This window comes from Blastococcus sp. SYSU DS0533 (assembly GCF_054050775.1).
This window is the reverse complement of sequence record NZ_JBJGZZ010000005.1, coordinates 25,928-47,867: the sequence shown is the minus strand read 5'-3', so window position 1 is coordinate 47,867 and position 21,940 is coordinate 25,928. Positions and strand designations below refer to the sequence as shown.

The 21,940-nt window shown below is 75.1% G+C and carries 28 protein-coding genes; 13 read left to right on the top strand and 15 right to left on the bottom strand.

Translation table 11 applies throughout. From position 1 onward, the window contains the following. The gene (locus tag ACI79W_RS08165) at nt 1-555 is read left to right on the top strand and encodes a TetR/AcrR family transcriptional regulator (RefSeq protein ID WP_456561575.1); all 555 of its coding nucleotides are present in this window, start codon (nt 1-3) and stop codon (nt 553-555) included. Between the two features lie 99 nt (nt 556-654). Here ACI79W_RS08165 and ACI79W_RS08160 read toward each other — a convergent pair whose 3' ends face one another. Continuing rightward, nucleotides 655-1,482, bottom strand: coding sequence for a thioesterase family protein (locus tag ACI79W_RS08160; protein WP_456561574.1), 828 nt, complete (start codon nt 1,480-1,482; stop codon nt 655-657). A 27-nt stretch (nt 1,483-1,509) separates the two neighbouring features. Here ACI79W_RS08160 and ACI79W_RS08155 point away from each other — a divergent pair, with 27 nt between their 5' ends. After that, nucleotides 1,510-2,478 (top strand): aldo/keto reductase, encoded by a 969-nt coding sequence (locus tag ACI79W_RS08155; RefSeq protein WP_456561573.1) that lies wholly within the window; start codon nt 1,510-1,512, stop codon nt 2,476-2,478. Between the two features lie 77 nt (nt 2,479-2,555). On the opposite strand, the gene thpR is transcribed toward ACI79W_RS08155, so the two are convergent. From thpR to ACI79W_RS08130, 5 genes are read right to left on the bottom strand one after another with little or no spacing between them, the layout of a single operon-like run. Further along, on the bottom strand, nt 2,556-3,101 hold the full coding sequence (gene thpR, locus ACI79W_RS08150) for an RNA 2',3'-cyclic phosphodiesterase (protein ID WP_456561814.1): 546 nt from the start codon (nt 3,099-3,101) through the stop codon (nt 2,556-2,558). Between the two features lie 20 nt (nt 3,102-3,121). Further along, nucleotides 3,122-3,505: a hypothetical protein gene (locus tag ACI79W_RS08145; RefSeq protein ID WP_456561818.1), complete on the bottom strand. Its 384-nt coding sequence runs from the start codon at nt 3,503-3,505 to the stop codon at nt 3,122-3,124. 55 nt (nt 3,506-3,560) lie between these two features. Further along, complete coding sequence (locus ACI79W_RS08140) at nt 3,561-4,880, bottom strand: MFS transporter (protein ID WP_456561572.1); 1,320 nt, start codon at nt 4,878-4,880, stop codon at nt 3,561-3,563. Between the two features lie 47 nt (nt 4,881-4,927). Continuing rightward, on the bottom strand, nt 4,928-5,362 hold the full coding sequence (locus tag ACI79W_RS08135) for a MarR family winged helix-turn-helix transcriptional regulator (protein ID WP_456561571.1): 435 nt from the start codon (nt 5,360-5,362) through the stop codon (nt 4,928-4,930). Between the two features lie 26 nt (nt 5,363-5,388). Further along, nucleotides 5,389-6,948 carry an NCS2 family permease gene (locus tag ACI79W_RS08130; RefSeq protein ID WP_456561570.1) on the bottom strand — a complete coding sequence of 520 codons (1,560 nt, stop codon included), beginning with the start codon at nt 6,946-6,948 and terminating at the stop codon, nt 5,389-5,391. Nucleotides 6,949-7,053: 105 nt separating this feature from the next. On the opposite strand from ACI79W_RS08130, the gene ACI79W_RS08125 reads away from it, so the two are divergent. Then, nucleotides 7,054-7,278, top strand: coding sequence for a DUF2530 domain-containing protein (locus ACI79W_RS08125; protein WP_456561569.1), 225 nt, complete (start codon nt 7,054-7,056; stop codon nt 7,276-7,278). Nucleotides 7,279-7,285: 7 nt separating this feature from the next. Here the strand turns inward: ACI79W_RS08125 and ACI79W_RS08120 are convergent, their stop codons facing one another. Continuing rightward, nucleotides 7,286-8,077 (bottom strand): DUF3027 domain-containing protein, encoded by a 792-nt coding sequence (locus ACI79W_RS08120; RefSeq protein ID WP_456561568.1) that lies wholly within the window; start codon nt 8,075-8,077, stop codon nt 7,286-7,288. 205 nt (nt 8,078-8,282) lie between these two features. Between ACI79W_RS08120 and ACI79W_RS08115 the strand changes: the two genes are divergently transcribed. After that, nucleotides 8,283-9,659 carry an MFS transporter gene (locus tag ACI79W_RS08115; RefSeq protein ID WP_456561567.1) on the top strand — a complete coding sequence of 459 codons (1,377 nt, stop codon included), beginning with the start codon at nt 8,283-8,285 and terminating at the stop codon, nt 9,657-9,659. Continuing rightward, entirely contained in the window at nt 9,656-10,120 is a 465-nt protein-coding gene (locus ACI79W_RS08110) for a DUF2771 family protein (RefSeq protein WP_456561566.1), read from the top strand. The genes ACI79W_RS08115 and ACI79W_RS08110 overlap by 4 nt, the downstream gene beginning before the upstream one ends. Before the next feature lie 6 nt (nt 10,121-10,126). Here the strand turns inward: ACI79W_RS08110 and ACI79W_RS08105 are convergent, their stop codons facing one another. Beyond that, the gene (locus ACI79W_RS08105; RefSeq protein ID WP_091929399.1) at nt 10,127-10,519 is read right to left on the bottom strand and encodes a cold-shock protein; all 393 of its coding nucleotides are present in this window, start codon (nt 10,517-10,519) and stop codon (nt 10,127-10,129) included. Between the two features lie 138 nt (nt 10,520-10,657). On the opposite strand from ACI79W_RS08105, the gene ACI79W_RS08100 reads away from it, so the two are divergent. After that, on the top strand, nt 10,658-10,999 hold the full coding sequence (locus ACI79W_RS08100) for a YidH family protein (protein WP_456561565.1): 342 nt from the start codon (nt 10,658-10,660) through the stop codon (nt 10,997-10,999). Continuing rightward, nucleotides 10,996-11,316, top strand: a complete 321-nt coding sequence (locus ACI79W_RS08095) for a DUF202 domain-containing protein (protein WP_456561564.1) — start codon at nt 10,996-10,998, stop codon at nt 11,314-11,316. The genes ACI79W_RS08100 and ACI79W_RS08095 overlap by 4 nt, the downstream gene beginning before the upstream one ends. On the opposite strand, the gene ACI79W_RS08090 is transcribed toward ACI79W_RS08095, so the two are convergent. Then, nucleotides 11,303-11,869, bottom strand: a complete 567-nt coding sequence (locus ACI79W_RS08090; protein WP_456561563.1) for a nucleotidyltransferase family protein — start codon at nt 11,867-11,869, stop codon at nt 11,303-11,305. The two genes, ACI79W_RS08095 and ACI79W_RS08090, sit on opposite strands and share 14 nt — an antisense overlap. Nucleotides 11,870-11,944: 75 nt before the next feature. On the opposite strand from ACI79W_RS08090, the gene ACI79W_RS08085 reads away from it, so the two are divergent. Together ACI79W_RS08085 and ACI79W_RS08080 are read left to right on the top strand one after the other, a co-directional pair. Beyond that, nucleotides 11,945-12,712: an endonuclease/exonuclease/phosphatase family protein gene (locus ACI79W_RS08085; RefSeq protein WP_456561562.1), complete on the top strand. Its 768-nt coding sequence runs from the start codon at nt 11,945-11,947 to the stop codon at nt 12,710-12,712. 44 nt (nt 12,713-12,756) lie between these two features. Beyond that, complete coding sequence (locus ACI79W_RS08080; protein WP_456561561.1) at nt 12,757-13,071, top strand: hypothetical protein; 315 nt, start codon at nt 12,757-12,759, stop codon at nt 13,069-13,071. Here the strand turns inward: ACI79W_RS08080 and ACI79W_RS08075 are convergent. The 3 genes from ACI79W_RS08075 to ACI79W_RS08065 form a co-directional block, all read right to left on the bottom strand. After that, entirely contained in the window at nt 13,068-14,723 is a 1,656-nt protein-coding gene (locus ACI79W_RS08075; RefSeq protein WP_456561560.1) for an AMP-binding protein, read from the bottom strand. The genes ACI79W_RS08080 and ACI79W_RS08075 overlap by 4 nt on opposite strands. After that, the gene (locus ACI79W_RS08070; protein WP_091929393.1) at nt 14,720-14,947 is read right to left on the bottom strand and encodes a hypothetical protein; all 228 of its coding nucleotides are present in this window, start codon (nt 14,945-14,947) and stop codon (nt 14,720-14,722) included. Before ACI79W_RS08070 ends, ACI79W_RS08075 begins: the two co-directional genes overlap by 4 nt. Before the next feature lie 115 nt (nt 14,948-15,062). Further along, nucleotides 15,063-15,575 (bottom strand): hypothetical protein, encoded by a 513-nt coding sequence (locus tag ACI79W_RS08065; protein WP_456561559.1) that lies wholly within the window; start codon nt 15,573-15,575, stop codon nt 15,063-15,065. A 52-nt stretch (nt 15,576-15,627) separates the two neighbouring features. Here ACI79W_RS08065 and ACI79W_RS08060 point away from each other — a divergent pair, with 52 nt between their 5' ends. Together ACI79W_RS08060 and ACI79W_RS08055 are read left to right on the top strand one after the other, a co-directional pair. Further along, nucleotides 15,628-17,871 (top strand): helicase-associated domain-containing protein, encoded by a 2,244-nt coding sequence (locus tag ACI79W_RS08060; protein WP_456561558.1) that lies wholly within the window; start codon nt 15,628-15,630, stop codon nt 17,869-17,871. 40 nt (nt 17,872-17,911) lie between these two features. Then, nucleotides 17,912-18,223: a DUF1905 domain-containing protein gene (locus tag ACI79W_RS08055; RefSeq protein ID WP_456561557.1), complete on the top strand. Its 312-nt coding sequence runs from the start codon at nt 17,912-17,914 to the stop codon at nt 18,221-18,223. On the opposite strand, the gene ACI79W_RS08050 is transcribed toward ACI79W_RS08055, so the two are convergent. Further along, on the bottom strand, nt 18,189-18,689 hold the full coding sequence (locus ACI79W_RS08050) for a DUF1648 domain-containing protein (protein ID WP_456561556.1): 501 nt from the start codon (nt 18,687-18,689) through the stop codon (nt 18,189-18,191). The two genes, ACI79W_RS08055 and ACI79W_RS08050, sit on opposite strands and share 35 nt — an antisense overlap. A gap of 69 nt (nt 18,690-18,758) precedes the next feature. Between ACI79W_RS08050 and ACI79W_RS08045 the strand changes: the two genes are divergently transcribed. After that, the gene (locus ACI79W_RS08045) at nt 18,759-19,220 is read left to right on the top strand and encodes a PaaI family thioesterase (RefSeq protein ID WP_456561555.1); all 462 of its coding nucleotides are present in this window, start codon (nt 18,759-18,761) and stop codon (nt 19,218-19,220) included. Between the two features lie 3 nt (nt 19,221-19,223). Here the strand turns inward: ACI79W_RS08045 and ACI79W_RS08040 are convergent, their stop codons facing one another. Continuing rightward, the gene (locus ACI79W_RS08040; protein ID WP_456561554.1) at nt 19,224-19,715 is read right to left on the bottom strand and encodes an SRPBCC family protein; all 492 of its coding nucleotides are present in this window, start codon (nt 19,713-19,715) and stop codon (nt 19,224-19,226) included. Nucleotides 19,716-19,872: 157 nt separating this feature from the next. Between ACI79W_RS08040 and ACI79W_RS08035 the strand changes: the two genes are divergently transcribed. Continuing rightward, on the top strand, nt 19,873-21,558 hold the full coding sequence (locus tag ACI79W_RS08035; RefSeq protein WP_456561553.1) for a DNA repair helicase XPB: 1,686 nt from the start codon (nt 19,873-19,875) through the stop codon (nt 21,556-21,558). Nucleotides 21,559-21,698: 140 nt separating this feature from the next. Here ACI79W_RS08035 and ACI79W_RS08030 read toward each other — a convergent pair whose 3' ends face one another. Continuing rightward, nucleotides 21,699-21,902 (bottom strand): hypothetical protein, encoded by a 204-nt coding sequence (locus ACI79W_RS08030; protein WP_456561552.1) that lies wholly within the window; start codon nt 21,900-21,902, stop codon nt 21,699-21,701. Between the last annotated feature and the right edge of the window lie 38 nt (nt 21,903-21,940).

Genomic DNA, 21,940 nt, shown 5'->3' with positions numbered 1-21,940 from the left:
GTGCTGGCTGCGGCCCGCGCCGCCTTCGCGGAGCGGGGCTTCGACGGTGCGTCGATCCGGGCCATCGCGACCGCTGCGGGGGTCGACCCGGCCCTGGTGCACCACTACTTCGGCAGCAAGGACCAGCTCTTCCTGGCCGCGATCGAGGCGCCGGCGGACCCGGCGGACCTCCTCCCCGAGGTGCTCGCCGGCGGCCGTGACCGGCTCGGCGCCAACATCGTGGCCCTCCTGCTCCGCGTCTGGGACGGGCCGACCCGCCCGGCAGCGCTCGCGCTGGTCCGGTCGGCCGTCGGCAACGAGTGGACGGCGAAGCTGCTGCGCGAGTTCCTGGTCTCGCAGGTGCTCCGCCGGGTCGTGGCCACGCTGGACGCACCCCCCGCGGAGCGCGAGGCACGCGGAGCCCTGGTCGCGAGCCAGCTCATCGGCCTGGTCATGGCCCGCTACGTGCTCCGGGTGGAGCCACTGGCCTCGGCCGCCCCCGAGGAGCTCGTCGCGGCGATCGGCCCCACCGTCCAGCGCTACCTCACCGGTGACGTGGAGCTCCCCCGCCGCTGAGTCGGCGTCCTGGCTCACGCGGGCCCGTCCGCAGGCTCACCCCGCGCCTGCGAGGAGTGGGAGGGACGGGATCCTTCCACTGACCATCCCGGGGCCAGGTCAGCGCGGGGCGCGAGCGAGCTGGCGGCTCTGCGCGACGAGCCGGCCGGTGGAGTCCCAGATCCGGTACTCCTCGTCCAGCCAGCCGCCGGCGATCTCGTTGGCCCGGGCCTCGGCCAGGCACCACCCCGGGGCCGGCCGGGCGCGCACCAGCACCTGCAGCTGCACCGTCGGCGCCCAGCCCATGAGCCCCATCGACCAGCTCGTCGGCGGCAGCACGTCCGCGAACAGCAGCAGCGCCAGCGGGTCGGGCTCGCGGCCGTCGGCGAGCCGCAGCCACGCCCGCATCACCGGATCTCCCGACGGCGTGCCCAGTGCCCACCCGGCGGTGGCGGGGTCCAGGCGGGTCTCCACGCGGTGCCGCAGGCCCACGGCGGGAACGGGGTGGCCGCCCATCTCGGCGCCCGGCCCGGCCTCCAGGCACTGCTCCACCGGCGGCACGTCGGGGGCCGGGACCGAGCGCAGCGGGGCGTCGTCGCCGAGCGCCGCCGTCGTCACCTGGACGCTGAGCGTGGGCCCCGCCGAGCCGCTGAGGACGACGCCGGTGTGCGCCAGCGTCCGGCCCGCCGGGCCGGGCGTGACCGCCAGCGAGGCCGGGCCGGGCGGGGTGGCGCGCAGGTAGCTGGCCGAGACCGCCACCGGGTCCGGGTGGGGGCTGTCCGCTAGCGCCGCCCGGGCGGTGACGGCGAGCAGGTAACCGCCGTTGAGGATGCCGCTGCCGACGTCCCAGCCCGGGTGCAGGTCGGCGACGAAGCCGCCGCCCTCGGACTGCCGGACGGCGGTGGCGGCGTCGAACTCGGAGAGCCCCTGGTCATCCTTCTGCGGCACGTCCGACAGGGTGCCAGGGTGGTCGGCGTGGACTACACCCACCTCGGCCGCAGCGGCCTGACGGTGTCCCGGCTGTGCCTGGGGACGATGAACTTCGGCTGGAAGACCGGGGAGGGTGACTCGCACGCGATCCTCGACCGGGCCCTGGCCGAGGGGGTCAACTTCTTCGACACCGCCAACGTCTACGGCTTCGACGCCGGCAAGGGCCGCACCGAGGAGGTGCTGGGCAGCTGGTTCGCCCAGGGCGGCGGTCGCCGGGACAAGGCGGTGCTGGCCACCAAGGTCTACGGCGGCATGACCGACTGGCCGAACGACACGTTCCTCTCCGCCCGGAACATCGTGCGCGCCTGCGAGGGCTCGCTGCGCCGGATGGGCACCGACTGGATCGACCTCTACCAGTTCCACCACGTCGATCTCCGGACCCCGTGGGAGGAGATCTGGCAGGCCTGCGAGACGCTGGTCGCCCAGGGCAAGGTGCTCTACGTCGGGTCCTCCAACCACGCCGCCTGGCAGATCGCCGCCGCGAACGAGGCGGCCGCCCGGCGGAACTTCCAGGGCCTGGTGAGCGAGCAGTCGCACTACAACCTGCTCACCCGGCACGTCGAGCTGGAGGTGCTCCCCGCGGCGCAGCACTACGGCATCGGCATCCTCCCGTGGAGCCCGCTCGCCGGGGGCCTGCTCGCCGGCGCCCTGGAGGGGACCGAGGGCGGCCGGCGCGGCGCGCAGCGCAACCGGGACCGGGTGGAGCAGCACCGGCCGGCGCTGGAGGCGTACGAGGCGTTCTGCCGCGAGCTCGGCCAGGCACCGGCGGACGTCGGGCTGGCCTGGCTGCTGCACCAGCCGGCCGTCACCGCGCCGATCGTGGGCCCCCGGACGATGGAGCAGCTCGAGGGCGGCCTGCGGGCGCTGGGCATCGGGCTGGACGACGCCGCCCTGACCCGCCTCGACGAGATCTTCCCCGGCTACCGCGCCGCCCCCATGGAGTACGCGTGGTAGGAACCCCGTCGCCCCCTGGGCAAAGGAAGCTCTACGTGCGGCGTGGGGCCCGATGCCGCATGTAGAGCTTCCTTTGCCTAGGTCGCCAGGGGCCAGGCGGCGAGCACCGTGTACGCGGGGGCCGGGCCGAGGCGGCTCTCCCACAGGCGGATCTCCTGCACCGGCCACCCGGGCCCCCGGTAGCCGGCCAGCCGATCGGTGAGGGTGCCGTCGGCGGGCCGCCCGGGGCGCCACCGGCCGAGCGTCAGGTGCGGCCGGAACGGCCGGTCCTCCACCGCGAGCCCCAGGCCGCGGGCGACCGCGCCGAGGCGGCCGGCCAGCGCGACCAGCGGCTCGACGTCGCCCTCCAGCCCCGTCCAGGCCACCTGCGGGCGGCGCAACGAGCCGAACCGCCCTCCCCCGGCCAGCCGCAGCACCATCGGGGGCGTCGCGGCGACCGCCGGCGCGGCCGTGGTCACCAGCTCGGGCACCAGCGGCTCGGGCACGGCGCCGAGGAACAGCAACGTCAGGTGCCAGCGCTCGGGCCGGCCCCAACGCGGCGCACCCGGGAGATCGCGCAGGGGCCCGAGGGCGCGGTCGAGGTCGCGGCGGGCCTCATCGGGCGGGTCGACGGCGAAGAACAGCCGGCGGGTGCCCCCGGTGCTCAGAGGGGCACCTGCAGCCCGGCGGCGCGCAGCTCCGCGGCCAGCCGCAGCCGCTCGACCTCGCGCGGCCGGCCCTCCGGCAGCTCCCCGAGCGCCGCGGTCACCCCGAGCATGCGTGCCGCCTCGGTGAGGACGTCGTCGTATGCGGCCAGCAGCGCCCGCCGGCGGGCCATGGGCATGCCGGCGGGCACCAGCGCGACCTGCCGGCCGAGCCGGCGCAGGTCGGCGGCGACGACCTCCAGCGACCGCCCGGGCGGCGACGGGTGGCGGGACGCTCGGCGGCGGGCCGACCACGCCTCGATCCGCCGGATCAGCGGCCCCAGGCCGGCGACCAGGCCGGCGAACGCGGCGAGCAGGGCGACGAGCTGGAGGAGCGCGGCCATGGTGGCCCCCTCTGCACGGGCGGTTCGGGTGCAGCGAACGGTACGCGCGGACGGCTCAGCGCGACTGCTGACCGGGGGCCTTCTGGCTGAGCTGCTCCTCCACGGTGCGCACCTGGGCGGAGGGGACGGCGGGGCGGATGCGCACCCGCACCGGCGAGCGCTGAACCGTGAGCCGCAGCGAGCCGCGGTGCGCCAGCCACGCCGCCGCGACGAGGCCCGCGACCACGCACACACCGCCACCGAGGACGAGGCCCCACGGGGCGCCGAAGTGCTCGGAGACCCAGCCGATCAAAGGGGCCCCGACCGGCGTGCCGCCCATGAAGCACATGAAGTACAGCGCCATCACCCGGCCGCGCATCTGCGGGTCGACGCCGAGCTGGACGAAGCTGTTGTTGGCCACGCTGAACACCAGCGCCGCGGCCCCGGTGGGCACCAGCAGCGCCGCGAACGCGAGGTAGGTGGGCATCAGCCCGGCGACGACGGTGCAGGCGCCGAAGAGCACCGCCGAGCCCACGAGGAACCGCTGCCGGGGCCGGACGCTGCGCCGGGTCGAGAGCAGGGCGCCGCTGAGCGACCCGACCGCGAAGCACGTGGAGAGCAGGCCGAAGGCCTCCGCGCCGAGGTCGAAGGTCTCCCGGGCCATCAGCGCGATCGTGACCTGGTAGTTGAAGCCGAAGGTCCCCACGACGAAGGCCAGCCCCATCGCCAGCAGCAGGTCGGGGTGGGCCGAGGTGTAGGCCAGCCCCTCGCGCAGCTGCCCCCGCCCCCGCGCGACCGGCGGGCTCGGGGTGAGCTCCTCGGTGCGCATGCCGGCGATCGCGGCGATGGTGAAGGCGAAGCTCGCCGCGTTGAGGAAGAACGCCGGTGCGGTGTTGCCCGATGCGGCACCGATGAGCAGCCCGGCCAGCGCCGGGCCGATCAGGCGGGCGCCGTTGAAGATCGTCGAGTTGAGGCTGACCGCGTTGGTGATCAGCGCCGGGCCGACCATCTCCGGCACGAACGCCTGGCGCACCGGCACGTCGACGGCGGAGACCGAGCCGAGCAGCCCGGCCAGCACGAACACGTGCCACAGCGCGACCGTCCCGGTGGCCACGAGGACGCCCAGCGCGAGGGCGAGCAGGCCCATGAGGGTCTGGGCGACCAGCAGCAGCCGGCGCTTGGGATAGCGGTCGGCGAGGACGCCGCCGTAGGCGCTCAGCAGCAGCGACGGGCCGAACTGAAGCGCGGTGATCAGCCCCAGGGCGACACCGCTGTCGCCGGAGAGCTGCAGCACGAGCCAGTCCTGGCCGATCCGCTGCATCCAGGTACCGGTGAGGCTGAGCAGGTTGGCCGAGGCGTAGCGGCGGAAGTTGCGCACCCGGAGGGCCCGGAACATGCCCCGCCCCTGCTCGGGCGGCGTCCGCTGGTCAGTGCTCGTGCAGGTCACCCACCGGCCAGCTTGTCCATGATGTCGGCCGCCTCGCGCAGCACCGCCCGCTCCTCGGCGGTGAGCTCCTGCAACCGGGAGGCCAGCCAGGCCTCGCGGGCCTGCGCCTCCGCCGACAGCATCTCCTCGGCGGCCGGGGTCAGCCCGATGATCACCTGGCGCCCGTCGGTGGGGTGCGGCGTCCGGGTGACCAGGCCCGCGTTCTCCAGGGCGACGACGACACGGGTCATCGACGGCGGCTGCACCCGCTCGTGGCCGGCCAGCTCCCCCGGGCTCATCGGGCCGTGCCGCTTGAGCGTCGAGAGCGCCGCCAGGTGCGTGAGCGTCACCGACGTGTCCACGCGCTGGTTGCGCAGCCGCCGGGAGAACCGCATGACCGCGAGCCGCAGCTCGTGGGCGAGCGCGGCGGTGTCCAGCGTCGTCCGGCCCACGATCGTTAGCCTAACTCAGCGCCTGGTCAGAACAGCTGCTGGAGCGGCTCGAGCGCGAAGTAGACCAGGAACAGCAGCGCCACCACCCACATGAGCGGGTGGATCTCCCGGCGCCGCCCGACGGCCAGGCGCAGCAGCACGAAGCTGATGACACCGGCCCCGATGCCGTTGGTGATCGAGTACGTGAACGGCATCAGCGCGATGGTGAGGAACGCCGGGATGACCAGGGACATGTCGTCCCAGGTCAGGTTCTTGATCTGGCTGATCATCAGCGCGCCGACGATGACCAGCGCCGGGGCGGCCGCCTCGGACGGGACCACCGCCACCAGCGGGGTGAAGAAGACCGCGACCAGGAAGAGCACGCCGGTGACGATGCTGGCCAGCCCGGTGCGCGCGCCGTCGGCCACACCGGCGGTGCTCTCGATGTAGGTGGTGTTCGAGGAGACGCTGCCCGCGCCACCCGCGGCGGCGGCCAGCGAGTCGACGAGCAGGACCGGCTGCGACTTGGGCAGGTTGCGGTTCTCGTCGAGCAGGTCACCCTCCGCGCCCACGGCGGTGACCGTGCCGACGGTGTCGAAGAAGTCGGCGATCATGATCGAGAAGACGATCAGCAGGGCGGCGACGACGCCGATGCGCTCGAACCCGCCGAACAGGGAGAAGTTGCCGAGCAGCGAGAAGTCGGGGCTGCCCACGACGTCGTCGGGGAGCTCGGGCACCTGCAGCGCCCAGCCGCGGGGGTTCTCCCCGTCGTCGCCGAAGCGCGGGCCGACGCCGGCGATCGCCTCGACGACGATCGCGAGCACCGTCGTCGCCACGATGCCGATGAGCAACGCACCCTTGACGCGGCGGACCACCAGCAGGCTCATGAGCAGCAGGCCGATGACGAAGACGAGCATCGGCCAGCCGGCGAGCTGGCCGCCCACACCGAAGCTGATCAGCGGGTTGCCCGGGCGGATGATGCCGGCGTCGGCAAGCCCGATGATCGCCAGGAAGAAGCCGATGCCGACGGCGATCGCGGTCTTGAGCTGCGCCGGGATGGCCTCGAAGACCGCCTTGCGGAAGCCGGTCAGCACCAGCACGGTGATCAGCAGGCCCTCGAGCACGACCAGGCCCATGATCTCGGGCCAGGTGAGCTGGGTGGCCGCGAAGACGGCGACGATCGCGTTGATGCCCAGCCCGGTCGCGAGCGCGAACGGGTAGCGCCCGACGACACCCATCAGCAGGGTGAGCGCGCCGGCGAGCAGCGCGGTGACCGCGGCGATCGACCCGAACGGCAGGACCGTGCCCTCGACGTCGGCACCCGGCGTGCCGTCGGGGCCGGCGATGCTGGTCAGGATGATCGGGTTGAGCACCACGATGTAGGCCATCGTGAAGAAGGTGGTGATCCCGCCGCGCACCTCGCGGCTCACGGTCGACCGGCGGGCGCTGATCTCGAAGTACCGGTCCAGCCCGTTCTTCGGGCGGACCCGCGGCCCCTCGCTGCGGCGTGGCGTGGTGGGCGGCGTGCCCGCCGAGACGTCGGCGGGGGTGCTGCCGTCGGCGGCCGAGGCGCTGGCGCCACCGGAGGGACGGGACTTCTGCGGCATGCTGGTTCTCCGGGCGGTGCGGGTGTCCATCGAGCGGCGACAGCGTGCCACACGCGCGGGCCGGGCACGTCGACCCGTGCCCGGGGCGGGATCTAAGGTGCCGTCGTGCACCGTCCCGCGAAGCAGGCTCCCCCGCCGTTGCAGGTCGACACGGCGCGCGTGGTGATCGCCGGCATCGGGCTGTGGGCGGTGGCCCTCGTCGTCCTCCTGCTGCTGGGCGACCGGGTGGACCGGATGTGGACCTGGACCTGCATCGCCGCCATCGGGCTGGCGGTGCTCGGCCTCGGCGTCATGAAGCTGCAGGGGCAGCTGGGCCCCCGCGACCGCTGATCGGCGGTCAGTCGGCCAGGACGTCGTACTCCGAGGTGTCGTAGCGCGCCGAGGTGACCACCTCGGTGTCCTGGAGGACGACGAGCGTCGCCTGGCTGTGCGCACCGCAGCCGTAGTCGGCCGTGACGACCCGCCCGTCACCCGGGGCGTAGGCGTTGCCGCAGGCGCCTACCATCTGCCGGAGCGAGCCGGCCAGCGGGAGGTAGAAACCGCAGGTCGCGCAGGGGCCGGGGGCCTGGCGCGCCATCGGCGAGGTCGGGCCGAACTCCCCCGCCGACCAGCGGGCCACGGCCTCGGCCCGTCCCTCGCGGGACATCACCCGCTCCCGGCCGAGGCCGATCTCGCGGGCGACGACGCGCCCCTCCGGGTCGTCGGCGGAGTCGTCGTCGGCGGTGTAGGCCGGGACCAGCCGGGGATCGTCCTCGGTGGCCGGCAGCACGTCGCCCACCGAGAGGTCGCCCGGGCGCAGCCGCTCGTGCCACGGCACCCACGCCGGCGCGAGGAGCGCCTGCTCGCCCGGGAGCAGGACCACCTCGTCGACGGTGACCCGCTCCTCGCCGGGCACGCGGGCGATGGTGACCGCCCAGTGCCAGCCGACGTAGCCGGGAAGCCGGCTCGCGAAGGTGTGGGTGAGCACCTCGCCGAGCTCGGCCGGGCCGATGTGCTCCACCATCGCGCCCAGGTGCTCGCCCACCAGGTCGGCGGCGCCGGCCGTCTCGACGGCGGCCGCCCGGGCCGGCTCGATCGCGGCGGTCAGCGGCTCGGCCGGTGCGGGGACGGGCGCGGGTGAGTCGGGCACGCCCCCATTGTGGCGGACGGCCGGCCCGGCGTCTCGGACCGCACTGCCAGGCCGGTGCGGCACCATGGGCGGCGTGTCCTCCTCCCGCCGTCCCGCCGGTGCGCGCCGGTGGTCGCGGACGGGCGGGCAGGGGGCGGCGCGACCGGCGGGCAGGACCACGCCGGAGACCACCCCGCTGGGCGTCCCCCGGCCGCAGACCCGGCCGATGCCCGCGCCCACGCCCGCACCTGCCCCCAAGGTCACCGTGACCCGGGTCGCCGCCGCCCGCAGCCGTGAGCTGACCGTCGCCGCCGCGCGCCGGGTCCGCACCGCGAGCAGGGCCGACGGCGCGGGCGAGAGCGGGCTGACCCAGCTGCTGTGGGTGAACGCCCTGCACATGGCCGGCGACGCGATGATCGCCGTCTCCCTGGCCGGGACGCTGTTCTTCGCCGCCACGACCGACGCCCAGCGCGGCAACGTCGCCCTCTACCTGCTGGTGACCATGGCGCCGTTCGCGCTGCTGGCGCCGGTCATCGGCCCGGCCCTGGACCGGCTCCAGCGGGGGCGCCGGTGGGCGCTGGCGGTCTCGCTGGGCGGGCGGGCGGTGCTGGCCCTGGTCATGGCCAGGCACTTCGACGACATCTGGCTCTACCCGGCGGCGCTCGGGGTGCTGGTGCTGTCCAAGGCGCACAACGTGCTGCGGGCCGCGGTGGTGCCCCGTGTGCTGCCCGGGGCGATGTCGCTGACGTCGGCGAACGCCCGGTTGTCGGTGTTCGGGCTGGTCACCGCCGGCGTCGCCGGCGGGCTGGGCGCCGGGGTGGCCGCGCTGCTCGGCTTCGACTGGGAGCTGTGGGTGACGGCGGCGGTCTTCCTGGCCGGCGCGGTGCTCGCCGTGAGGCTCCCCCGGCACGTCGACGTGCCCACCGGCGAGGAGCCCGCCGACGTGCTCACCACCACCGAGATCCCGCTGCCGGGCCACCGCCGGCGGGTGACCCCGCACGTGGTGCTGGCGCTGCGCGCCAACGCGGCGCTGCGCGGCCTCGGCGGGTTCCTCACCATCTTCGCGGCATTCCTGGTGCAGGCCACGTTCGCCGACGGCTGGTCGGCCACCCTTGCCCTGGGCGCGCTGGCCGCAGCCGCCGGGCTCGGCAGCTTCACGGGGACGGCGGTCGGTTCGCGGCTGCACTCCGCGGCCCCCGACCGGCTGGTGCTGCACGCCGCGTCCGCGGCCGCGGTGGTGACGGTGCTGGCCGCGGTCTTCTACGGCTTCGGCATGGCGGTGCTGGTCGCCGGGGTCTCCGCCGTCGCCAACGCGCTGGGCAAGGTGTCGCTCGACGCGATCATCCAGCGAGAGGTGCCCGAGAGCCTGCGCGCCTCGGCGTTCGCCCGCTCCGAGACGGTGCTGCAGCTGGCCTGGGTGGTCGGCGGGGCGTTGGGCATCGCGCTGCCGCCCACCGGATGGATCGGGTTCGCCGTCGCGGCGGCGTTGCTCGTGCTGGCCGTGGCGCTGATCCTGTGGAGCCTCTACCGCAGCCGCCCCGCTCCGGGGACGGCGGGGGCCCCGGATGCGCCGACGACGCCGGTGGGACCGTCGTGGTCGTGAGAACGCCCCGCGCCGCCCTGCTGCTCGTCCTCTGCACCGCCGGGTCGCTGACCGCCTGCGCCGGTGAGCCCGCCACCCCGCAGGACGTCCGGGTGCAGGCCGGCGGCCAGGACGTCACCGCGGCACCGACCCAGTACTGCCTGGACGGAGAGGGGCAGCGCTACAGCACGCGCCCACCGGTCGTCGAGGTCTCCCCGGACACCGCGATCACGCTGACCGTGCCGGATGCGATCGCCGAGCGCGGGTGGCAGGTGCAGGTGTTCGACGAGTCGCTCGAGGAGCTGATCGGCGAGGTCGACGTCCCCGCGGGCACGGTGACGTTCGACCGGATCAACTCCTCCGACGTCGTCCCACCCGCCTTCTACCTGGTGGTGGTCGAGGACGCCGGCGGTGACTGCGGCGAGTTCACCGCGGCCTGGCCGGTCGGCTTCCTGCGCGCCGGTGGCGACCTGGGGAGCTGAGCGCGCTCAGCCCTCCAGGTCGGTGGCGACCGCGCGCAGCACGGCGGCCACCTTCCGGGCGTGCCCCCGGTCGGGGTAGCGGCCGTGCCGCAGCCCCTCGGAGACGTCGTCGAGCAGCTTGATCAGGTCCTCGACGATCGGGACGAGCTCGTCGGGCTTCTTCCGCGACGCCGCGGCGACGGTGGCCGCCACCGACGGCAGCGGGTCCAGCAGGCGGACCTGCAGCGCCTGGTCGCCGCGGCGACCGGCGACGATCCCGAACTCCACCCGCTGGCCGGGCTTGAGGTCGGTACCGGCCGGGAGCGCGTCCTTGTGCACGAAGACGTCGGGACCGTCCTCGCGGGACAGGAAGCCGAAGCCCTTCTCCGCGTTGAACCACTTCACTCTGCCGGTGGGCACGGTGGATCCCTCAGTTCCTCGCTGTGGCGCGGCGCGCTGGCCGGACGGTCGACGCGGCAGGACGCCGCTGCTGGACAGGTTAGCCGCCGCGGCGCCGCGCCGACCTGCCGATTCCGGGCGGGTCCCTACGCTGGGCCGGTGCCCGACCACCCCGACTACCGCTTCACCCTCGCCAACGAGCGCACGCTGCTGGCCTGGCTGCGGACCGGGCTGGCGCTGGTCGCCGGCGGGGTGGCCGTCGCCACCTACGCCCCCGACCTCGGGGTGCGCTGGGGCAGCGCCGCGGTCGCGCTGGCGCTCGTCCTCATCGGCCTGGGCGTCGCGCTGGCCGGCTACCGCCGCTGGCAGGCCAACGAGGCGGCGATCGGGGCCGGGCGCGCGCTGCCGGCCAGCCGGCTGGTCCCGGCCGCGGTCGCGGCCGTGGCGGCGGTGGTGGTCGTCGTCGGCGTCCTCGTGGGCGTGGAGGTGCTGCGCGGGTGACCGGTCCCGTGGAGACCCAGCCCGAGCGGACGGTGCTCGCCTGGCAGCGCACCGGGCTGGGCCTGCTCGCCGTGGCCGGCCTGGTCGGGCACCGGGCGGTGCACCTGGCCCGGCCGGCCCTGCTGCTCCTCGCGGGCGTCGCCGCTCTGCTCGGGCTCGTGGTCCTCGGCGGGCTCTCGCCGGCCCGCTACCGCCAGGTCCGGCGACGGCTGGCCGCGGACGAGGCCGTGGCCAGCCCGGCGGTCGCCCGCGCAGCGACCGCGACCGTGGCCCTGACCGCGCTCGCCGCCGCGGCCGCGGTCGTCATCCCCGGCTGACCCCCGGCACGATCTCCAGCCGGTCCAGCAGGTGCAGGAAGACGACGGCGAAGTCGTTCTCCGCCACCTCGGCCGCCACCTGGCCCCAGTCGACCTGCTCGCGCAGCGCCCGGGCCACCGGGAGCAGCCGGGCGAAGTCGCAGTAGTGCTCGTCCAGCGCCATCAGCTTGGAGACGACGATGTCGGTCGGCGCCATGACCGGCATCTGCACGGAGAGCACCGGCAGCACCTCGGCCCGGTCGACCAGGTCGGTCTCCACCGGCCGCCCGCAGGTGCGCCAGATGACGTCCACGAAGACGCCGTCCCGCACGACCTTGAGCAGCCAGTCCTCCGCGGGGTCGACGACCTGCAGGCCGGCGTCGGCCAGCGCCTTCGCCGCCCGCTCGGCCTCGCCCGCCGGCACCAGGAAGTCGGCGTCGTGGTCGGGCTCGGGGGCGCCGCGCACCCAGGCGGCGTAGCCGCCGCAGAGCGCGAACGGCACATCGGCCTGCTTCAGCGCGACGGCGGTGCGCTTGAGGAGGTCGCGCACCTGCTCGCGGGGGGACGTCTGCACCCAGCGCCTGCTACCCGCACCGGCCGCCGGCACACGGAGGGGTAGATGCACCGGGCGGCGGGGCACAGGGACCGGGTGCGCATCGCGACCTTCAACATCCTGCACGGACGCTCGCTCGACGACGGCCGGGTCGACGTCGACCGGCTGGCCGCGGCGGTGAAGAGCCTGGACGCCGACGTGCTCGGCCTCCAGGAGGTGGACCGCGACCAACCGCGCTCGCTGGGCGCGGACCTCACGGCCGTCGCCGCCGAGGCGATGGGGGCGGTCGACTCGCAGTTCGTCGCCGCGCTCTCCGGGACACCCGGCGGCACCTGGATGGCGGCCACCGGCGACGAGCAACCCGGCTCGGCGAGCTACGGGATCTCCCTGATCTCCCGCCACCCCGTCCTCTCCTGGCGGGTGATCCGGCTGGCGCCGCTCCGGGTGAGCGTGCCGCTGTGGTCGCCGGACTCGCACCGCCCGTTCCTTGCCCGCGACGAACCGCGGGTCGCCGTCGCCGCCGTCGTCGACGGGCCGGCCGGGCGGTTCACCGTGTGCAACACCCACCTGTCCTTCATCCCGCGGTGGAACGGCCACCAGCTGCGCACCCTGGTGCGCTCGCTCGAGGGGACGCCGGAGCCGCTGGTGCTCATGGGGGACCTGAACATGCAGCAGCGCGCCGCCGCGCGGCACAGCGGGCTCACGCCGATCGCGACGGCGGCCACCTTCCCGGCGCCGCGGCCGTCGCGACAGCTGGACCACGTGCTGGTGCGCGGCGATCTGCGGGCGGACGGCCCGGCCGAGGCGGTGCGGCTGCCGCTGTCGGACCACCGGGCGCTCGTGGTCCGCGTCGCGGCCGGCTGAGGGGACCGGTCGCGGCGGCGCACCGCGCAGTGGATCATGACCGCATGCCCGCAGCCGCTCGGATCCTGACGCTGGTCGCCACGATCGTGCGCACGGTGTTCGCGGTGATCGCCGCGGTCATCGTCGTCCACGCGGTCTTCGTGCTCTTCCAGGCGAACCCGGGCAACGTCCTCGTGCAGTTCGCGGCTGACTGGCGCGACTCGTTCGGCTGGTTCACCCGCGACCTGTTCACGCCGTCGGACCCGGAGGTCGCCGAGGCGGTCAACGCCGCGCTCGCCGCGCTGATCTGGGTGGTCGCGGGCTCGTTGCTGTCGAAGCTGATCGTCCGGCTGGCGCCCAGCAGCACCGCCGGCGTCTAGGCGTTCCGCACCGCCGCCGCGGACTCGAGCCCGAGCTCGGCGACCGCGACCTGGCGCATCTCGACCTTGCGCACCTTGCCGGTGACCGTCATCGGGAACTCGTCGACGACCTTGACGTAGCGGGGCACCTTGTAGTGCGCCAGCCGGCCGGCGCAGAACTCCCGCAGCGCCTCGGCGGTCAGCGGCTCGGCGCCCTCGCGCAGCCGCACCCAGGCCATCAGCTCCTCGCCGTACCGCTCGTCGGGGACGCCGATCACCTGCGCGTCGACGATGTCGGGGTGGGTGTAGAGGAACTCCTCGATCTCCCGCGGGTACACGTTCTCCCCGCCCCGGATGACCATGTCCTTGATCCGGCCGACGATGTTCAGGTAGCCGGCCTCGTCCATGACCGCGAGGTCGCCCGTGTGCATCCAGCGCGCGGCGTCGATCACCTCGGCGGTCTTCTCCGGCTCCTCCCAGTAGCCGAGCATCACCGAGTAGCCGCGGGTGGAGAACTCCCCCGGCGTGCCGCGCGGCACGGTGAGCCCGGTGGCCGGGTCGACGACCTTGACCTCGAGGTGCGGGTGCACGCGGCCGACCGTGGAGGTGCGGCGGTCGAGGTCGTCGTCGGCACCGGTCTGGGTGGAGACCGGCGAGGTCTCGGTCATGCCGTAGCAGATGGTCACCTCGGTCATGCCCATCTCGGCGACGACGCGCTTCATCACCTCCACCGGGCACGGGGAGCCGGCCATGATGCCGGTGCGCAGGGTGGAGAGGTCGTAGTCGGCGAAGTCCGGCAGCCCCAGCTCGGCGATGAACATCGTCGGGACGCCGTACAGCGAGGTGCAGCGCTCGTCCTGGACGGCCTGCAGCGTCAGCGCGGGGTCGAAGCCGGGTGCGGGGATGACCATCGTGGCGCCGTGGCTGGTCGCCGCCAGGTTGCCCATGCCCATGCCGAAGCAGTGGTAGTAGGGAACCGGGATGCAGATCCGGTCGGCCTCGGTGTAGCCGCAGCCCTCGCCCACGAAGAACCCGTTGTTGAGCAGGTTGTGGTGGGTGAGCGTGGCGCCCTTGGGGAAGCCGGTCGTCCCCGAGGTGTACTGGATGTTGATCGGGTCGTCGGCCGACAGCTCGGCGGCCCGCTCGGCCAGCCGGCCCCGGTCACCGGCGCGGCCCGCGCCCATCACCCGCTCCCACTCCGGGGAGCCCAGGAAGACGACCTCGCGCAGCGCGGGGCAGTCACCCCGGACCTCGGCGACCATCGCGCGGTAGTCGCTGGTCCTGAACTCCGGTGCGCTCACCAGCACCGAGATGCCGGCCTGCTGCAGCACGTAGGCCAGCTCGTGGGTGCGGTAGGCCGGGTTGATGTTGACCAGGATCGCGCCGAGCTTCGCCGTCGCGTACTGGACGAAGACCCACTCGGCGCAGTTCGGCGCCCAGATGCCGACCCGGTCACCCTTGCCGACGCCGAGCGCGTCCAGCCCGAGGCCGCAGGCGTCGACCTCGTCGACCAGCTGCGGGTAGCTCCAGCGGCGGCCCGAGGCGCACTCGACGAGCGCCTCGTGGTCACCCACCCGCGCTGCCGTCCGATCCAGGTTCGCCCCGATCGTGTCGCCCAGCAGGGGAACCGTGGCGGTCCCGCTGCTGTAGGACGGCAGCGCGGGCGCGCTCACCGCCGCCGGCCCTCGGCGGTCTGGACGCCGGCCCGGTTGGGCTTGTCCGTCGGGTGGGCGTAGCGCAGCCGGTCGGCCGGGAGCGGGAAGCCGTGGTCCTCGCCGAACGGGGACAGCCCCCCGGCGACCGAGGCGGAGAGCTCGGTGATCGGCGGGCCGCCGCCGTCGGACTCGCCCCAGGTGGGTTCCACCAGGTGGGCGTGCTTCTCGTTGCGCTTGGCCATGACGCCTCCGTGTGCGGTAGCGGGTGCACCGCGCGGTGCACTGTTGCCGACATCTTCTCCTGACCGGGCTGCCGACCGCGCGCCACCGCCCCCCGTGGCGGCGGTGGTGTCGCGGTCAGCGCCCGCGCGGGACGACGCGGGCCCCGTACAGGGTGCCCGCTCCCTCGGCGGTGAACACCCACTGACCGGGTGCGACCGGTGCCGCGAGGACGGCGGCCCCGTCGAGGTCCTGCACCGCGCGGGTCCGCCAGATCGCGGTGCTCAGCAGCCGCAGGTGCACGGCGTCGTCCCCGCCGTCCGGCTCGAAGGAGAGCACCGCGGGCCCGGCGACGTAGAGCTGCCCGGAGCGCCAGGTCGTGCCGGTCAGCGCCCGCCGCCAGCGGTTCGTGCGCAGGAGCGCCCCGGCGCCGACGACGACGGCGGCCAGCCCGCCCAGGACCAGCGCGAGGACCACCAGCCCGGCACCCGGCACCCGCCGGCCGTCCTCACCGGCCACCGTGACGGTGGCGACGCCGAGCAGGACCCCGAGGACGACGGCGATCGCGCCGCCACCCAGCCAGCGCAGCGCCCCGACCTGGAGGGCGGCCAGGGCGGTCCGGGTGTCGGGGTCCTCACTCGCCGGGTGCATGCGCACATGCTGGCAGCAGCGTCCGCCGGGGCGGCGACGTAGCGTGGACCGGATGTCCACGGAAGCCCCTGCGACGCTCGCCGCCTGGTTGCGCACCCGCAGCGACGAGCAGCTGCGCGCGTTGCTGGCGGCCCGGCCCGACGTCGCCCGCCCCGCACCCTCCGACGTCGTCGCGCTGGCCAGCCGGCTCGCCGTCCCGGTGTCGGTCGACCGCGCCCTCGACGAGCTCGACGCCGCCACCCTGCAGGTGCTCGACGTCGTCCTGCTGGCGCCCACCGACGGGATGCCGCCCGACGCGCTCGTGGACGCGCTGCCCGAGGTGCCCGACGAGGTGGTCGAGGCCGCGGTGGAGGCGCTCACCACGCGGGCGCTGCTGTGGGGCGACGACGTCCTGCACGCCCCCGACCCGGTGCGCCGCGCCGTCCGCCACCCCGCCGGGCTGGGCCGCCGGGCGGTCGACCTGCGCCTGCAGCTGCCCGCGGACCTCCCCGCCGCCGTGGCCGAACTCGACCCCGAGGAGCGCGCCGTCCTGGAGCGGCTGGCCGGCGACCGCCCGGTCGGGCACCTCCCGGAGGCGCCGAACGGCGGCGCCACCCCGGCGCGACGGCTGCTGCAGCGGGGGCTGCTGGCCCGCATCGACGCGCTGAACGTCGAGCTGCCCCGCGAGCTCGGGCTGCTGCTGCGCGGCGACCGGCCCTACGGCCCGCCGCGGCGGCGGCCGGAGCCCGCCGTCGTGACGCGCGACCCGCAGGTCGTGGACCGGCAGGCCGCCGGTGCGGCGCTGGAGCAGGTGGGGCGGGTCGGCGAGCTGCTGGCGCTGCTGGAGGAGGAGCCCGCCGGGCTGCTGCGCAGCGGCGGGGTGGGTGTCCGCGACCAGAAGCGGCTGGCGAAGACGCTCAAGGTGGCCGAGCCCGACGCCGCGTGGCTGCTGGAGCTGGCCCACGCCGCCGGGCTGCTCGACGTCGGCGGGCCGCACCGCGACGAGTGGCTGCCCACCCGCGCCTACGACGTCTGGCGGGAACAGGACCTCGCCGACCGCTGGGCGGTGCTGGCGGCCGGGTGGCTGGGTGCGGTCCGGCTGCCCTCGCTGGTGGGTGTGCGCGACGTGGCCGGCAAGGCCGCCAACCCGCTCTCCCCCGACCTGGTGCGGCACACGGCGCCGGCGATCCGCCGCTCGGCGCTGGCCGTGCTCACCGAGCAGCCGCCGGGCTGCGGGCTGGTGGCCGAGGAGCTGACCGCGCTGCTGCGCTGGCGCACCCCGCGCCGGGCCGACCGCCTGGCGCCGGTGCCCGACGTGCTGGCCGAGGCGGCGCGGCTCGGCGTCGTCGTGGGCGGGGTGCTCTCCACCGGTGGCCGCGGCCTGCTCACCGCCGGCGAGGACGGCGCCGCCGACGGGATGCGCGGGCTGCTGCCCGAGCCGGTCGACCACGTGCTCGCCCAGCCGGACCTGTCGCTGATCGCCCCGGGGCCGCTGGTGGCCGAGCTGGCCGACACGCTCTCGGTCGTCGCCGACGTCGAGTCCTCCGGTGGCGCGACGGTGTTCCGGGTGTCGGACTCCTCGGTCCGCCGGGCGCTGGACGCCGGCTGGTCGGCTCCCGACCTGCACGACTTCTTCGCCAGGGCGTCCCGCACGCCCGTCCCCCAGGCGCTGGACTACCTCGTCGACGACGTGGCCCGGCAGCACGGGCGGCTGCGCGTGGGCGCGATCGAGTCCTACGTGCGCTCGGACGACCACGGGCTGCTCTCCCAGGTGCTCAGCGACCGGCGCACCGCCCCCGCCGAGCTGCGCAGGCTGGCCCCGGGCGTGCTCGTGAGCGGGCTGGGCGCCGACGAGGTGCTGACCGTGCTCCGGGAGGCCGGTTACGCCCCGGCCGGCGAGCACCCGGGCGGGGCGGTGCTCACCCGGCCGCCGGCCCGCCCGCGCGCCGCCGGCCGCCGCGGCACCGAGCCGCCGGCCGCGCCGCGGCCGCTGAGCGCGACCGACCTGGACACGACGGTGCGGGAGATCCGCGCCGGTGACGCGGCGCTCGCCGCACGCCGCGGCGAGGCGGTGCGCCAGGTGCCCGGGGTGACGACTGCGTCGACGCTGGAGCTGCTCTCCCGGGCGGTCCGGGAGGGCGTGCCGGTGTGGCTGGGCTACGTGGACGCCCAGGGCAGCGGCAGCCAGCGCGTGGTGCAGCCGGTCTCGCTCGCGGGGGGTTTCCTGCAGGGTTACGACGAGCGCCGCGGCGAGAGCCGCACCTTCGCCGTCCACCGGATCACGTCGGTGGCGCTGGTGGAGGACGACGGCGCCTGACCCGCGCCGTTCCGTCGGTGAGGCGGCCTACCGTGCCGCCGTGACCGAGACGTTCACCGCCGTCCTCTGGGTGCACGACGGCCCCGCCGGGTGGCACTTCCTCACGCTGCCGCCCGAGGTCGCGGACGACGTGCGCGAGGCCGGCGCCCGCGCCGGGTTCGGGTCCGTGCGGGTCACCGCCACGGTGGGCGGCACCTCGTGGCAGACGTCGGTGTTCCCCGACGCGCGGAGCGGCTCCTACCTGCTGCCGGTGAAGAAGCCGGTGCGGGCGGCCGAGGGGCTGCGGGCCGGCGACCGGGTGCGGGTGGGGCTCGCCGTCAGCCGGGGGCCGGCACCGCGTACCGGCGGGTGAGCATCCAGCCGACGCGGCCGAGGACCGCCAGCAGGTAGAGCCCCAGGACGGCGAACGCCCAGCCGTCGAGCCGGGGATCGGCCAGCTGCGCGGCGCGGACCACGAGCACCTGCACCGCGGCGATCAGCAGCAGCGTCCACGCGCCGATCCACCACAGGTCGTCGGCGACGAGGGCCCGCAGGTGCGGCAGGTGCTCGGGCCGCTTCCAGTGCTCGGGAGGCGGCACGTTGAACAGGTGGGCGGGCGCCCGGTGGACCAGCCGGACCAGGCCCGCGAAGAGCAGCGCCATGCCCACCGCGAGGAGCCCGGAGGTCCACAGCGCCTCGGCGCGGCCGACCCAGCGGTCCGGGTCGCCGGCGCCCCCGAAGTGGACGGGGACCCGGTCGGGCAGCCGCACCAGCGACCACCCCCAGGCCGCCGCGGAGGAGACGGCGCCCCCGAGGAACCACCACCGGCCCGAGCCCATGCCGCTCAACCTATCGGCGCCGGCCCCCTCGATCGGGGTGCCCGCTGCCCGGCCCGGCATGCTCCCCCCGTGATCGACGGCCTCCCGAGCATCCAGGAACGACTGGTCCCCACGCTGACGTGCTTCGGCTGCGGGCCGGCCAACGAGGGCGGCCTCGGGCTGCGCAGCCACCCCGGGGAGGACGCCGTCACCGCGACGTTCACCCCGTGGCCGGAGCACGACAACGGCCTGGGCTACCTCAACGGCGGCATCATCTCCACGCTGCTGGACTGCCACAGCGCGGCCGCCGTGCTCCACGAGGCCGACCTGCGCGGCTGGGGGCCGCTGCCGGGGGCGGCGCTGGCCTACGTGACGGCGGGGCTGGACGTGCGGTACCTGCGGCCGGCGCCGCTGGCCGATGCGGTGACGCTGCGGGCGGTGGTGACCGAGGCCGGCGAGGGCCAGATGACCGTGGACGTGGGGCTGCACTGGGACGGCAAGCCGCGCGCCACGGCGGTCGCTCTCTGGAAGCGCTGGCGCCCGCGCACCTGAGCGTCACCGCGCCCGGGCCGCGGCCTCCTCGGCCACGGCCTTCAGCCGCGCCAGCGTGGTCTCCATCCCCGCCCGCAGCTCCTCGCGCCGGTTGCCGCCCTTGAAGACCCTCTCGATCACGAACCAGCCCACCCGGGTCACCGGCCGCTCGACCTCGTACCCCTCCACGACGCGGGTCCGGTCCCCGGCCTGCTCCAGGCGGTAGCGCCAGAGGACGGTGCCGGCCATGGGCTCCGTGCGGGCGAACGCGAACTCCCGGCCGGGATCGGCCACCCGGACGACGGGCCGGTTCTTCCACGTCCGGCCGGACCGCGACGCGTTCACCGCCTCGAAGCGGGCCCCGACGGCGGGCCCGGTGGCGCCGTCGAGCCACCGGCAGCTCCGGACCTCGGGGCTGAACTCCGGCGTCCGGGTCACGTCGGAGAGGAGGGCGTAGACCTGGTCGGGCGGGGCAGCGATCAGCGTGCTGACCTCGTCGCGGTCGAGTTCCTGCACGACTCCTCCTCGGGATGCTGGTCCAGGCCGCGTCCGGAGCATGGAGCCGTCCACCGCCGGTGGCCAGGGACGGAAGGCCTCGTCGTCCGTCGGCGTTACCGTGGAGAGTCCGGCGCGCTCGTCCGCGCCGCAGTTTTCGAGCGAAGGATGCGTACGCGTGCCTGACGGCCCTCTGATCGTGCAGTCGGACAAGACCCTGCTGCTCGAGGTCGACCACCCGCTGGCCCGTGACTGCCGCGCTGCGATCGCGCCCTTCGCGGAGCTGGAGCGGTCGCCCGAGCACGTGCACACCTACCGGGTGACGCCGCTCGCGCTGTGGAACGCCCGCGCCGCGGGGCACGACGCCGAGCAGGTCGTCGACGCGCTGGTGCGCTACTCGCGCTACCCGGTGCCGCACGCGCTGCTGGTCGACGTCGCCGACACGATGGACCGGTTCGGCCGGCTGACCCTGCAGAACAACCCGGTGCACGGACTGGTGCTCAGCTCGACCGACCGCGCGGTGCTCGAGGAGGTCATCCGGTCCAAGAAGGTCGCCCCGATGCTGGGCGCCCGGATCGACGACGACAGCGTCGTCGTCCACCCGTCGGAGCGCGGCCGGCTCAAGCAGGCGCTGCTGAAGGTCGGCTGGCCGGCCGAGGACCTCGCCGGGTACGTCGACGGGCAGGCGCACCCGATCCTCCTGGAGCAGGACGGCTGGCACCTGCGCGACTACCAGCAGGAGGCCGTCGACGGGTTCTGGGCCGGCGGCTCGGGCGTCGTCGTCCTCCCCTGCGGGGCCGGCAAGACGCTGGTCGGCGCCGCGGCGATGGCCGAGGCCAAGGCGACCACGCTCATCCTGGTGACCAACACCGTCTCCGGTCGGCAGTGGAAGCGGGAGCTCCTGGCCCGGACCACGCTGACCGAGGACGAGATCGGCGAGTACTCCGGGGAGCGCAAGGAGATCCGGCCGGTCACCATCGCGACCTACCAGGTGATCACCACCCGCCGGAAGGGCGAGTACCGGCACCTGGACCTGTTCGACGCGCAGGACTGGGGCCTGATCGTCTACGACGAGGTGCACCTGCTGCCGGCGCCGATCTTCCGGCTGACCGCCGACCTGCAGTCCCGCCGCCGGCTGGGGCTCACGGCGACGCTGGTGCGCGAGGACGGGCGCGAGGACGACGTCTTCTCGCTCATCGGGCCCAAGCGCTACGACGCGCCGTGGAAGGACATCGAGTCCCAGGGCTACATCGCGCCCGCCGAGTGCGTGGAGGTGCGGGTCGCGCTCGACGACGAGGAGCGGATGACGTACGCCGTCGCCGAGCCCGAGGAGCGGTACCGGATCGCGGCGACCGCGAAGTCGAAGCTGCCGGTGATCCGCCGGGTGCTGGACCGGCACCCCGACGAGCAGAAGCTCGTGATCGGCGCCTACCTGGACCAGCTCGAGGAGCTCGGTCAGGCGCTGGACGCCCCGGTGATCCAGGGGTCGACGACGAACCGGGAGCGGGAGAAGCTGTTCGACGCCTTCCGGGCCGGTGAGGTGAAGACGCTGGTGGTCTCGAAGGTCGCCAACTTCTCCATCGACCTGCCCGAGGCCGCGGTCGCCGTGCAGGTGTCGGGGACGTTCGGGTCGCGGCAGGAGGAGGCGCAGCGCCTCGGCCGGGTGCTGCGACCCAAGGCCGACGGGCGGCAGGCGCACTTCTACACCGTGGTCAGCCGCGACACCCTCGACAGCGAGTACGCCGCCCACCGGCAGCGCTTCCTCGCCGAGCAGGGCTACGCGTACACGATCGTCGACGCCGGCGACCTGGCCGGCCCCGGTGAGGTCAACGGCCCCGACTGGGTGGACGAGCCCGCCGACTGATCAGCACCGCCCTCTGCCGGCAGAGGTGGCTGCCGGCAGAGGACGACGGTTGCCGACGGGCCGACGGCGGTGCTGTCGCCGACGACGGTTGCTGTGTGCTGACGGGCTGAGGGCGGGACCCGCGGCCCGCCGGGCCGGGTTCAGCACGGCGGCGGGGTCGTCCAGGCGACCAGGCCGCTGGGCGTGGTCACGGTGAGGGTGCCGTCGGCGGCCAGGCGGTGCCGCCAGCCCGGGGCTTGGTGCTTGTCGCGGTGGTGGGTGGCGCAGTAGCCGACCAGGTTCCCCGCGCTCGTCTCCCTCTCGGGCCAGGGCCGGTCGTGGTCCAGTTCGCCTCGCCTGGGCACCGGCCGGCGGCAGCCGGGCTGCCGGCACCGGCGGTCGC